11 protein-coding genes are annotated in these 11,689 nt (G+C 67.6%); 6 read left to right on the plus strand and 5 right to left on the minus strand.

What is annotated here, in order from left to right; genetic code table 11:
- Positions 1 to 17: 17 nt before the first annotated feature.
- The 3 genes from C380_RS08130 to C380_RS08140 all read left to right on the plus strand — a co-directional run bounded on the left by C380_RS08130 (position 18) and on the right by C380_RS08140 (position 3,090).
- Positions 18 to 362 (plus strand): DUF4212 domain-containing protein, encoded by a 345-nt coding sequence (locus C380_RS08130; protein ID WP_015013377.1) that lies wholly within the window; start codon positions 18 to 20, stop codon positions 360 to 362.
- Positions 355 to 2,451 carry a VC_2705 family sodium/solute symporter gene (locus C380_RS08135; RefSeq protein WP_015013378.1) on the plus strand — a complete coding sequence of 699 codons (2,097 nt, stop codon included), beginning with the start codon at positions 355 to 357 and terminating at the stop codon, positions 2,449 to 2,451. The genes C380_RS08130 and C380_RS08135 overlap by 8 nt, the downstream gene beginning before the upstream one ends.
- A 123-nt stretch (positions 2,452 to 2,574) precedes the next feature.
- The gene (locus C380_RS08140; RefSeq protein ID WP_015013379.1) at positions 2,575 to 3,090 is read left to right on the plus strand and encodes a hypothetical protein; all 516 of its coding nucleotides are present in this window, start codon (positions 2,575 to 2,577) and stop codon (positions 3,088 to 3,090) included.
- 143 nt (positions 3,091 to 3,233) lie between these two features.
- Here the strand turns inward: C380_RS08140 and C380_RS08145 are convergent, their stop codons facing one another.
- From C380_RS08145 to C380_RS08155, 3 genes are all read right to left on the minus strand, one after another.
- The gene (locus tag C380_RS08145) at positions 3,234 to 3,593 is read right to left on the minus strand and encodes an FKBP-type peptidyl-prolyl cis-trans isomerase (RefSeq protein ID WP_015013380.1); all 360 of its coding nucleotides are present in this window, start codon (positions 3,591 to 3,593) and stop codon (positions 3,234 to 3,236) included.
- Positions 3,594 to 3,749: 156 nt separating this feature from the next.
- Positions 3,750 to 4,058, minus strand: a complete 309-nt coding sequence (locus C380_RS08150) for a helix-turn-helix domain-containing protein (RefSeq protein WP_015013381.1) — start codon at positions 4,056 to 4,058, stop codon at positions 3,750 to 3,752.
- A gap of 205 nt (positions 4,059 to 4,263) precedes the next feature.
- A complete protein-coding gene (locus C380_RS08155) occupies positions 4,264 to 5,166 on the minus strand; it encodes a LysR family transcriptional regulator (protein ID WP_015013382.1) in 903 nt (300 codons plus the stop codon).
- A gap of 118 nt (positions 5,167 to 5,284) precedes the next feature.
- On the opposite strand from C380_RS08155, the gene C380_RS08160 reads away from it, so the two are divergent.
- The 3 genes from C380_RS08160 (at position 5,285) to C380_RS08170 (ending at position 8,620) form a co-directional block, all read left to right on the plus strand.
- The gene (locus C380_RS08160) at positions 5,285 to 6,262 is read left to right on the plus strand and encodes a hydroxymethylglutaryl-CoA lyase (protein ID WP_015013383.1); all 978 of its coding nucleotides are present in this window, start codon (positions 5,285 to 5,287) and stop codon (positions 6,260 to 6,262) included.
- 24 nt (positions 6,263 to 6,286) lie between these two features.
- Entirely contained in the window at positions 6,287 to 7,504 is a 1,218-nt protein-coding gene (locus C380_RS08165; protein WP_015013384.1) for a CaiB/BaiF CoA-transferase family protein, read from the plus strand.
- Positions 7,505 to 7,609: 105 nt separating this feature from the next.
- Positions 7,610 to 8,620 (plus strand): tripartite tricarboxylate transporter substrate binding protein, encoded by a 1,011-nt coding sequence (locus tag C380_RS08170; protein WP_043566249.1) that lies wholly within the window; start codon positions 7,610 to 7,612, stop codon positions 8,618 to 8,620.
- A 199-nt stretch (positions 8,621 to 8,819) separates the two neighbouring features.
- Here C380_RS08170 and C380_RS08175 read toward each other — a convergent pair whose 3' ends face one another.
- Both C380_RS08175 and C380_RS08180 read right to left on the minus strand, forming a co-directional pair.
- Positions 8,820 to 10,394 (minus strand): methyl-accepting chemotaxis protein, encoded by a 1,575-nt coding sequence (locus tag C380_RS08175; protein WP_015013386.1) that lies wholly within the window; start codon positions 10,392 to 10,394, stop codon positions 8,820 to 8,822.
- Between the two features lie 49 nt (positions 10,395 to 10,443).
- Positions 10,444 to 11,472, minus strand: coding sequence for a tripartite tricarboxylate transporter substrate-binding protein (locus tag C380_RS08180; protein WP_015013387.1), 1,029 nt, complete (start codon positions 11,470 to 11,472; stop codon positions 10,444 to 10,446).
- Positions 11,473 to 11,689: the final 217 nt, after the last annotated feature.

Genomic DNA, 11,689 nt, shown 5'->3' on the forward strand with positions numbered 1-11,689 from the left:
GTGATGCCGCGCCCGTGATGCCGTTACAGCAGCCCGCCAACCGCCCCGCCGACGCCGAGATGGCGGGGCCGTTTCCCCCCGATTTGCACGACGTGCGCCACCTGTGGCTCAAGGCAGGTTTGCTCCTGCTCTGGGCACTGGTGTCGTTTGGCGCCACCTACTTCGCCCGCGACCTGCAGGTGCTGGTGGTGGGGGGCTGGCCCCTGGGCTACTGGATTGCGGCGCAGGGTGCGGTGCTGGTGTTCATCGCCATCGTGGTCGCCTACGGCTGGGCCATGAACCACTTTGAGCGTCAGGACCGGCAGCAGCGCGAGGCGCTGGAGCGTTCCGCCCCTGCCGCAGAAGACCGCGCCCATGGCTGAGCGCAAGCCAGGCAGCGCTGAGGCGGACCGCGCCTATTTGTGGCGGTTGCACCGCATCCTGGCGCTGTACGTAGCGGGGGTGCTGGGTTTTCTGGCCCTGATGACCTGGGCCGAACACCAGGGGCTGTCGCGCCACTGGATCGGCCCGATTTTTCTGTTCCTCACCGTGATGGTGTACGCCGGCATCGGCGTGTACGGCCGCACGACCGACCCCGAGGACTACTACGTGGCGGGGCGGCGCATTCCGCCCATGTACAACGGCATGGCCACGGCGGCCGACTGGATGAGTGCGGCGTCCTTCATCAGCCTGTCGGGCGCGCTGTACCTGCAGGGCTTTTCAGGCACGCCAGGGCAGGCAGGGGGCCTCGCCTATCTGCTGGGGTGGACAGGGGGCTTCTGCCTGGTTGCCATGCTGATTGCCCCGCACCTGCGGGCCATGGGGCTGTACACCATTCCCGATTTTTTCCATGTGCGTTTTGGCGGGCGCTGGCCGCGCGTCATTGCTGCGCTGGCTGCCGTCTTGTGCTCGTTCACTTACGTGGTGGCGCAGATCTACGGCGTGGGGCTGATTGCGTCGCGCCTCACCGGCGTGCAGTTCGAAATCGGCATCATGCTGGGCCTGGGCGGAGTGCTGCTGTGCTCGTTCCTGGGCGGCATGCGGGCCATCACCTGGACGCAGGTGGCGCAGTACGTGGTGCTGCTGCTGGCGTTCATGATCCCGGTGTCGTGGCTGGCGTACAAGCAACTGGGCAACCCGCTGGCGCCGCTGGTGTATGGCGCGCAGATCAGCAAGATTGCCGACCTGGAGGCGCAGCTGCTCGACTCTCCGGCCGAGCACCAGGTGGTGCAGGCCTACCTGCAGCGCGCCAAAGACTTCGAGGCGCGATTGCAGGATGTGGAGGCGGCCCTGGAGCGAGAGCGCGAAAAGGGCCGTGAGCGCATCCGGGCGCTGCGTGCGCAGAACGCGGACGTGGGCCTCATCGTCTCCGCCAGCCGCGAGCTGGCCGCGCTGCCGCGCGATGCGGCTTCGGCCCGCGAGCGCTGGACCCGTGAGATGCGCGAGAACTACGAGCGCGCGCGCCCCCTGGGCGGGCTGCCGCCCCACAGCCAAGCCTATGCGGGCGACCCCCATGGCACGCCGGAGGAGCAACGCGACTACGAGCTCACGCGCCGCAACTTCCTCGCGCTGATGTTCTGCCTGATGGTGGGCACCGCGGGGCTGCCCCACCTGCTGACCAGGTATTACACGTCGCCCACGGTGTCGGCGGCGCGCGCGTCAGTGGGCTGGTCGCTGTTTTTCATTGCGCTGTTGTACCTCAGCGCGCCCGCGCTGGCGGTGTTGGTGAAGTTCGAGGTCATGCAGAACCTGGTGGGCAGCAGTTTCGAGGCCCTGCCCACCTGGATGGCCCAATGGGCGCGGGTGGACAGCTCGCTGCTGTCGGTGGAAGACGTGAACGGCGATGGCCTGATCCAGTTTGGCGAGATCCGCCTCGGGGCCGACCTCATCATGCTGGCTACGCCCGAATTGGGCGGGTTGCCCTATGTGGTCTCGGGCCTGGTGGCGGCAGGGGGGCTGGCAGCGGCGCTGTCCACGGCCGACGGCTTGCTGCTCACCATCAGCAACGCGCTGGTGCGCGACCTGTATTTTCAGGACACGCGCCGCCAGGCGTCGCCTGAGCAGCGCGTGATCTTGACCAAGTTCACGCTGCTGGCCGTGGCCTTGTCGGCTGCGTTTGTAGCAGCGCTCAAGCCGTCCGAAATTTTGCCCATGGTGTCGGCCTCGTTCTCGCTGGCGGCATCGGCCTTTGTGCCGGTGATGGTGCTGGGCATCTTCTGGCGGGGCACCACGCGGCAAGGCGCGGTGGCCGGCATGCTGGGCGGACTGGCCATCACGGTGTACTACATGCTGTCGCATGTGCCGGCCATGCAGGTGCTGCCGCGTTGGCTGCTGGCCGACGGGTTGTGGTTCGGCATCCAGCCCATCTCGGCGGGGGTGTTTGGGGTGCCGTGTGGCCTGCTTGTGACCCTGGTGGTCAGCTGGATCACCCGGCCTGCGCCGCCGCTGCCCCGCATCCGCTCGGAGATGTGAGGGTGGGCACTGCGCGGGGGTTATGTGTAAACCCCGATTTGCAGAGGTGCCAAAACATGGGATTCTGGTTTGTGGGTGATAGCCTTGCGGCCTTCCCCATCCTTGCTCATAACTAGGAGACTCATGGTTCTCGTCAAAACCCCCGCAGGCCAGGAAGCACTCAAGGACCGCCACGGCAGCCTGAGTTCACGCCAGCGCTCGGCCTTCATTCTCTTTGACGGCAAGCGCACCACGGGGGAGATTTTGGCGGCCACGGCGGCCATGGGCATCACGCAGGACGACGTGCAGGCCATGATCGCCCAGGGGTTGCTGGCACCGGTGGGTGGGCAGATGCCTGCGGCAGCAGCCAACCCGGTGGCCGGCCCCGCCGCCGCTGCGTTGGCAGAGGCTCCCGCCACCGATCTGGGCACGGTGGCGTCGCCGGTTGAAGGCTCGGGACGCTCTCCCATGGAGCGCTACAAGGCGGCCTATCCCATCGCCACCGAGCTGACGGCGGGCCTGGGTCTGCGCGGTTTTCGCTTGAATCTGGCGGTAGAAGGTGCTGGCAGCTTTGAAGACCTGGCCGCCCTGGCCCCCAAGATCCGCGAGGCGGTGGGTGATGCCAAGTTCGAGCGGCTGGACAAGGCGCTGTTTGATTGATGCTCTGGGATTTTGGCGCGCTCTGGCTGGATAGGAGCGTGGGGACTCAAACTCTGCAGACCGTTCGCTAGATAAGCGAGCATGAAAAAAGCGGCCCGAGGGCCGCTTTGGTTTTGGCGATGCAGACCGGAAGGGGGCTGAGATCAGCGGCCCACCTTGAGCAGTTCCACGTCGAACTTGAGCGTGGCGTTCGGGGGGATCACGCCGCCTGCTCCACGGGCGCCGTAGCCCAGGGCGGCGGGGATGATCAGCGTGCGCTGGCCGCCGATCTTCATGCCTTGCACGCCTTCGTCCCAGCCCTTGATGACCATGCCGGCGCCCAGTGCAAATTCAAAGGGGTCGTTGCGGTCGCGGCTCGAGTCGAACTTGGCGCCTTGCTCGCCGTTGTTGTACAGCCAGCCGGTGTAGTGCACCCACACGTTCTGGCCCTTGGTGGCTTCGGCGCCTTCGCCCACGGTGGTGTCTTCGTATTGCAGGCCGGATGCGGTGGTGGTCAGTGCCATGGGAATTCCTTGGTTGCTATTAAAAATATAGCTTCAGACGCATGTTTTGATTGCGCTTGAAGCTATTTTGACCCCTATTTTAACGAAAGCCCCGCGCGGAGGTCCGGCGGGGCTTTTCCCTGCGGGGCAGGGGCGAGCAGGGGGAGGGGAGAGGGCTCAGGCCTTCTTGGCGCGGCCTGCGACCCAGCGGGTGGCAAAGGCCTGCACGTCCGACAGGCGCTTGAGCAGGTCAGCGCCCGAGGGGGTGACGGTGTAGCCGTCGCTGCCATGGTCCACAAAACCGGCTTCGCGCAGCTCTTTGATGCGGGTGTTGAGCGTGTTGGGGGTGATGCCACCCACGCTGTCCTGCAGCAGGCGGAACGTCTGGGGGTGGCCGTCCTTCAGGGCCCACAGCACGCGCAGCGCATAGCGGCATTCAAGTTTCTCGAAAAGCTGGTTGATGGAAGCATTTTCTTTGGAGCTCATGGACGCTTCTCCTCGCGCAAGTGTTGGATCTGGATTCAGTGCGGGTGGCCGTCAACCGGGCCCGCTGATGCGCTGAGACTATAGCGCGGAACCCATTTTGCTACAAGTTTAGTAGCTCAGAACGCACAGCACACATGCGCTAGTGGCGAAAAATACAATGTTGCGTATCAAACTGTTGCGACAGGGCCACGGTTTTCGGCCCCTGTCAGCTGCGCCCCAGCCCCGCCAGATGCGCGACCAGCAACTGGGCCGCGGGGGGCAGCCACTGGGCGCTGCGGTAGCAGATGGCAAAGCGCCGCTGGGCCCAGGGGTCGCTCAGCGGGACGATGCGCACCGGTGCCAGCTGGGCAAAAGGCTGGGCCACTTCGCGTGGCACCACGCTGATGGCGAGGTTGGCGCGCACCACCCGCAGGGCGGCGTCAAAGTTGGACACCAGCACGCGGTGGGCCAGCATTTTTCCCTCCACCGCAGCGGCACGCGCCAGCAGCACCTGCACTGCACTGAGCGCGGGCATGCTGACGAATTCATGCTCCAGCACGTCGGCAAACCGCACGCTCTGCAGCTGGGCCACGGGGTGCGACTCGTGCGCCACCACGGCCAGGTGGTCGCTGCGGTAGGCGCTGGTTTCCAGGCCCGACAGGTCGGCTGCGTCCCAGCAGATGCCGATGGACGCGCTGCCGTCGCGCACGCCTTGCACCACGTCCGGGCTCACGCGTTCTTCCAGGCTGATCTGGATATTGCGGTGTGCGGGGTCTTGCAAGAAGGCCGCCACGTCGTCGGCCAGCGACTCGGCCATGACCGAGGCCGTGACCAGCATGCGCACATGGCCGCGCGTGCCGGTGGCGTAGGCCGCCATGTCGCGCTCGATCTGCCCCACGCTGGCCAGCATGGTGCGGGCGTGCTCCAGCAGCGTCTCGCCCGCCGGGGTGGGCACCACGCCCCGGCGCTTGCGCAGCAGCAGCGGGGTGCCCACGGTGTCTTCCAGCTGCGCCAGCCGCTTGCTGATGGCCGAGCCCACGATGGACTCCTGCTCGGCCACGCGCGCGATGCTGCGCTGATCGCACACGGCGGCAAAGAGGCGCAGGGTCTGCAAGTCCAGGTCGCGCATGGCAAACCTCCATGGTTGTGATGTTCCGTTTGGGAAAGTTATGGCTTCCGAGATGTATTTTCTGATTCATTCGGGAATTTTTAGAATCTTGCCCAGACCCACCCGAAAGAGACATCCCGTGCACACCTCCCCGATCCCGTCCGACCCGCAGCCCCCGGTGGCCCGCGCCATCGTCCGCGAAGTGTGCCTGCGCGACGGCCTGCAAAGCATTGCCACGGTGGTGCCCACCGCGCACAAGATCGAATGGATCAACGCTGCCTTCGCCGCCGGCCAGCGCGAGATCGAGGTGGGCTCCTTCGTGCCCGCCCGCCTGCTGCCCCAGCTGGCCGACACGGCCGAAGTGCTGGCCCACGCCAAAACGTTGCCCGGCCTGGTGGCCTCGGTGCTGGTGCCCAACTTCAAGGGCGCCGAGCGCGCGCTGGAGTGCGGCGCCGACCTGATGGTGGTGCCCTTGTCTGCCAGCCACGCCCACAGCCTGGCCAACCTGCGCAAGACCCCCGACGAGGTGGTTGCCGAGGTGGCCCGCATCCGTGCGCTGCGCGACAGCAGCGGCCGCCGCACATTGATCGAAGGTGGCGTGGGCACGGCCTTTGGTTGCACCCTGCAGGGCGAGGTGGCTGAGAGCGAAGTGCTGCGCCTGATGGTGGCCTTGCTGGATGCGGGGGCCGACCGCGTGAGCCTGGCTGACACCGTGGGTTTTGCCGACCCGGCCTCGGTCGCCCGGCTGTTTGAAAAGGCCCGCGCCCTGGTGGGCGACCGCCTGGCCTGCGCGCACTTCCACGACACGCGCGGCATGGGCCTGGCCAATGTGTATGCCGCCTGGCAGGCAGGCATCACCCGCTTCGACGCCTGCCTGGCGGGCATTGGCGGCTGCCCGCACGCGCCGGGCGCCAGCGGCAATGTCACCACCGAAGACCTGGTGTTCATGCTGGAGCGCATGGGCGTTGCCACGGGCATTGACGTGACCGCGCTGCTCACGTTGCGCCAGCGCGTGGCCGGATGGTTGGCGGGCGAGACACTGCACGGCACGCTGTGGCAGGCGGGGCTGCCGCAGAATGCCGCACCCGCCGCGCTGCGCGAAGCCGCAACGGCCTGAACCCTTTTTCGGAACGCCCTGAACATGAACGACCACACACCCGCTACCTCTACATCCCCCCGCTTGCCGCTGGAAGGCCTGCGCGTGGTGGAGTTCACCCACATGGTCATGGGCCCCACCTGCGGCATGGTGCTGGCCGACCTGGGGGCCGAGGTCATCAAGGTCGAGCCCGTGGACGGCGACCGCACGCGCCACCTGCTGGGCGCAGGCGCCGGTTTCTTCCCCATGTTCAACCGCAACAAGAAGAGCATTGCGCTCGACCTGCGCAGCCCCGAGGGCCTGGCGGTGGCGCGCAAGCTGGCCGCATCGGCCGACGTGGTGGCGCAGAACTTCAAGCCCGGCGTGATGACGAAATACGGCCTGGACTACGCCGCGCTGAGCCCGGTCAACCCGCGCCTCATCTACGTCAACCACACGGGCTTTTTGCCGGGCCCGTACGAGCACCGCACAGCGCTCGACGAGGTGGTGCAGATGATGGGCGGCCTGGCCTACATGACCGGCCGCCCCGGCGACCCGCTGCGCGCAGGCAGCAGCGTGAACGACATCATGGGCGGCATGTTTGGCGCGATTGGCGCGATGGCGGCGCTGATGCAGCGTGGCATCACCGGGCGCGGGCAGGAGGTGGACTCGGCCCTGTTCGAGAACAACGTGTTCCTGGTCGGCCAGCACATGATGCAGTACGCCGTCACCGGCAAACCGGCCGCGCCCATGCCCGACCGCATCTCGTCCTGGGCCGTGTACGACGTGTTCAGCGTGAAAGACGGCGGGCAGATCTTTTTGGCCGCCGTGAGCGATGCGCAGTGGCAGACCTTCTGCGACGCCATGGGCTATGCCGACCTGAAGGCCGACACCGGCCTGGCCACCAACAACGACCGCGTGCGCGCCCGCCCCACGCTGATGCCGGTGCTGCGCGAGCGGCTGGCACAGCACACGGCTGACGAACTGGCGGCCATCTTTGAGCGCCACGGACTGCCGTTTGCGCCCATCCGCCGGCCCGAAGAACTGTTTGACGACCCGCACCTGCAGGCCACCGGTGGCCTCGCCGACATCACGCTGCCCGATGGCGAGCGCGCCGGGCAGACCGCGCAGATCACGCTGATGCCGCTGCGCATGGACGGCCAGCGTCTGGATGTGCGCTGCGACCCGCCGCGCCTGGGCCAGCACACGGCCGAGCTGCTGCAGGGCCTGGGCTACACCGCCGATGAAGTGGCCGCACTGCAGGCCAGCGGGGCCATTGCCTGATTTTTCCTTGACGACCGGGGCTCATCACGCGGCGCAGACCGCAGGCCCCGGATTCCAACCCCACTACCGGAGACAACCGTGCCCCAGCCCACCCCTGCTTTTGACATGCACCGCATCGCGCCTGCCCCGCACGGCCTGCCCACGCGTCGCCAGGCCCTGGCCACCGGCGCCGCCGCGCTGGCGGCTGCGGCCTGGGGCCTGCCGCGCGTGGCCCGTGCCCAGGGCGACGGCAAACCGTTGCGCGTGATCCTGCCGCTGTCGGCGGGCTCGGGGGCCGACGGCGCCATCCGCGCCATCAGCACCAGCCTGGCCAAGGCACTGGGCCAGCCCATCGTCATCGAGAACCTGCCGGGCGCGGGTGGCATCACCGGCACCACGCAGATCGTGCGCGCGCCCAAGGACGGCTCGGTGATCGGCGTGGTGTCCAACAACCACGTGGTCAACCCCAGCGTGTACAAGAACATCCCGTTCGACTCGCTGGCCGACATCACACCCATCACCATCCTGGGCGCCACGCCGTTTGTGCTGGTCGCGCACCCTGCGGTACCCGCCAAGACGGTGCAGGAGCTGATCGCACTGGCCAAGTCCAAACCGGGCGTGCTCAACTACGGCTCGTCGGGCAACGGCACCATCCTGCACCTGGGCGCGGCGATGTTTGTGGACCAGGCCAAGCTGGACATCAAGCACATTCCCTACCGCGGCATGGGCCCGCTGATGAACGACATCCTCGGCGGGCAGGTGCAGCTGGGCGTGGTGGCCGTGGCACCGGCGGCCGCGCACATCAAGGCGGGCGCATTGCGCGCCCTGGGTGTGACCACGGCTACCCGCGTGGCGGCACTGCCGGGCGTGCCCACCATCGCCGAGCAAGGGCTGCCGGGCTATGAGCTGGACGGGTGGATTGCCCCGGTGGCGCCTGCGGGCCTGCCCAAGGCGGAACTGGCGCGGCTGTACAACGGCTTCAAGGCCGCCATGGAGATGCCCGAGGCGCGCGACGCGCTGATTGCGCAGGGCTACGAGATCAAGCTCACGCCGCCCGAGCCGGCCGCCGCCTTCTTCCGCAGCGAAGCAGCGCGCATGGCGCAGGTGGTGAAGAACGCCAACGTGAAGATCGACTGACGCAGCGCAGGGACTGCCTGCGGTGTGTTTTTGCAGGGCGTCAGGCCGGTTTTGAGGGTTTTTTGGCGCATGCGCTAGTGCAATATGCCGGAGTAGCTATTGTATTGATAGCAATTGCATGGGCGTCGGGGCCCTGCGCCCCCGGGGCTGCGGCGCCTTCGCAGGGCAGTGTGAGGGGCAACAGCCTTGCGGCCCCGCATCAGGCGCGCGGCGCGGGCAGTGCAGGGTGGGCGTGGCGCAGGCGGAACACCTCCACGGCCTGCACCAGTTGCTGCGCCTGCCCGCTCAGGCTGCCTGCGGCGGCGGCGCTTTCTTCCACCAGGGCGGCGTTCTGCTGCGTGGCCTCGTCCATGCGCACGATGGCTTGCGTCACGCGCAGCATGTCGCTGGTCTGCGCGGCGCTGGCCTGGCTGATCTCTTCCATCAGCGCGCTCACGCCCTGGATGGACGACACCACCTCGGCCATGGTGGTGCCTGCATTGCGCGCCAGGTCCGAGCCGGCCTGCACACGCTCCACGCTGGTCTGGATGAGCTGCTTGATCTCGCGCGCGGCGCTGGCGCTGCGGGTGGCAAGGTTGCGCACCTCACTGGCCACCACGGCAAAGCCCCGGCCCTGTTCACCGGCGCGTGCGGCCTCGACGGCGGCATTGAGCGCGAGGATGTTGGTCTGGAACGCGATGCCGTCGATGACGCCAATGATGTCGGCAATGCGGCGCGAGCTGTCCTGGATGCCCTGCACCACCTCCACCATCTGCGTGACCACATCGCCCCCGCGCTGTGCCACGGTGGCGCCGTTGCGCGCCAGTTCGTTCGCGCGCTGGGCGTTGGAGGCGTTTTGCTGCACGGTGGACTGCAGCTGCTGCATGGACGAGGTGGTCTCGTCCAGCGACGAGGCCTGTTCTTCGGTGCGATGGCTCAGGTCGGCGTTGCCCTGGGCGATTTCAGCGCTGGCGCTGGCCACGCCTTCGGCATTGCTGCGCACGCCGGAGACCACGTTTTCCAGGTTGTCCTGCATGGCGCGCAGGGCCTCCAGCAGGCGCGCGGGCTCATCCTTGCCCTCGACCTCGATGCGGGTGGTCAGGTCGCCCGCCGCCACCTTGTGCGCCACCGACACCGCCACACCCAACGGGCGCACCACCGACCGCGTCAGCAGCCAGCCCGCACAGGCGCCCAGCGCCGTGACCAGTGCAAGGGCGACCAGACTGCTGAACAGTGCGCGCCGGGCGTCTTGCGCTGCTTCCTGGGCGATGGCCGCACTGCTCGCGGCCACCTGCTGGCTCAGCTCGGTGAGCAGCTTGGCGGGGCCCTGGTCGATGTCGGCCACATCCGCATCGCCGGCCGACGGCACAAAGCCGAGCGACTGGAACACCTCAAAGCCCTTGCGGTAGCCCTGCGCCATCTGCGCGTGGGCCTGGGTGAACTTTTGCAGCGCGGCCTTTTCCTGCGCGTCGGTCAGCTGGGGCTCCAGCGCCTTGGCGGCATCGGCCACCCGCTTTTCACTGGCCTGGAAGGCGTTCCAGTGCAGCTCGCGCTTGCGCGAGTCTTCGCCCCGCAGCAGGGTGTTCTTCCACTCCAGCACCTGGGTCTTGAACTCGCTTTCCATGCGGCTCACGGCGCGCTCCTGCGCCACGCGCTGTTGCACCGTGGTGTCGTAGGTGCCCAGCGTTCGGTACAGGGCGGCGATGCCGAACAGCGCGGCCCCCAGCAACAGGGCCAGCACCAGGCCCAGGGCCGTCGCCATGCGTGCGCCGATGGAGTAGTGGGACATTTTCATCAGAGGCTCCAAAGGTTCTGCAGCGGACCCGGAGGGCCTGGCGGTGAGATCAGGCCTTCAGCTTGAGCAAATAGACCATCACGCGGGCGGTGGTGAGGTCCAGTTCCATGAACTCTGCCAAATCCTTGCCGGTGAGCCAAGAGGGTTCCCACCGGTTCTGCTTGAGCGTGCGCAGCCAGGATTCGTGGTGGGTGGCGGCCTCGACAGCGGCCAGCATCTCTGCCGCGCGCGCGGCGGGCACGCCCTTGCCGGTGAACACGCCCCGCCAGTTCGCCATCACGGCGTCCAGCCCATGTTCGCGGAACGATGGCAGACCAAAGACGCTGCGGCGCGACGACACGCCCACCGCGCGCAGCTTGCCGCTGGCAATCGCATCGTTGAACTCGCTGTAGCCCGACAGGCCCAGCGCCGCGTTGCCCGACAGCACGGCCTCGACCACCTCGGCACCGCCGGCGAAGGGCTTGTAGACCAGTCCTTCGGGGTTGGCCTTGGCGGCGCGGGCCAGCACGCCTGCGTAGATGTGGTCCACGCCACCGGCCGAACCACCGGCAATTGGCACCGCCTTGAGGTCGGCACGCAGCGCATCGGCGAGGTCCTTGGTGGTCTTGATGGGCGAGTTGGCTGCGACGGCGGCCACCAGGTAGTCGCTGGTGAGTCGCGCCAGGGGCTGAATCTGTGTCATGTCCACCGCAGGCTTTTGCAGCGCTACGGCGCCCACCATCACCATGCCGCCCATCAGCAGCGTGTTGGGGTCGTTGCTGTACTTTTCGGCGTACTTGGCCAGGCCAATGGTCCCGCCCTTGCCGCCGATGTTTTCGTACTCCACCTGGTCCGCAGCGCCGGCAGCGACCATGGCGGCGCCCAGGGCGCGGCCTGTCTGGTCCCAGCCGCCACCGGCATTGGCCGGAATCACGATGCGCACGGTGCCCGCCAGCTTGGCTGCCTTGGCGGCCGCGGGGGCAGGGCGGGCTGCCCCGGCAGCGCTCTGCGCCCAGGCGGAAGGGCCAAGCGTGCTCCAGGCCAGGGCGGTAGCGACAGATTGGGCGATGGCCCGGCGGCGGTCGATGGCTGCAGACATGGAAAGTCCTTTGACAAGTGAGGAGGCAGGAAAGGCGTCGGGAATCAGATATTCAGGCCACTGCAGGAGCGCCCTGAGTGTGTCGTTTGCGCGTTGCCACGCCGAGGCAACGCCGTCAGCCGGTGGGGCATGCGCAGGGAAGGGATCTGCACACCACCACCTGGGCTGCGCGCAATGGTCGCCAGCCAAGCTGTCAGTCTGCTGTCGCTGGCATCAG

This window comes from Acidovorax sp. KKS102 (assembly GCF_000302535.1).
Lineage (GTDB): Bacteria > Pseudomonadota > Gammaproteobacteria > Burkholderiales > Burkholderiaceae_C > Acidovorax.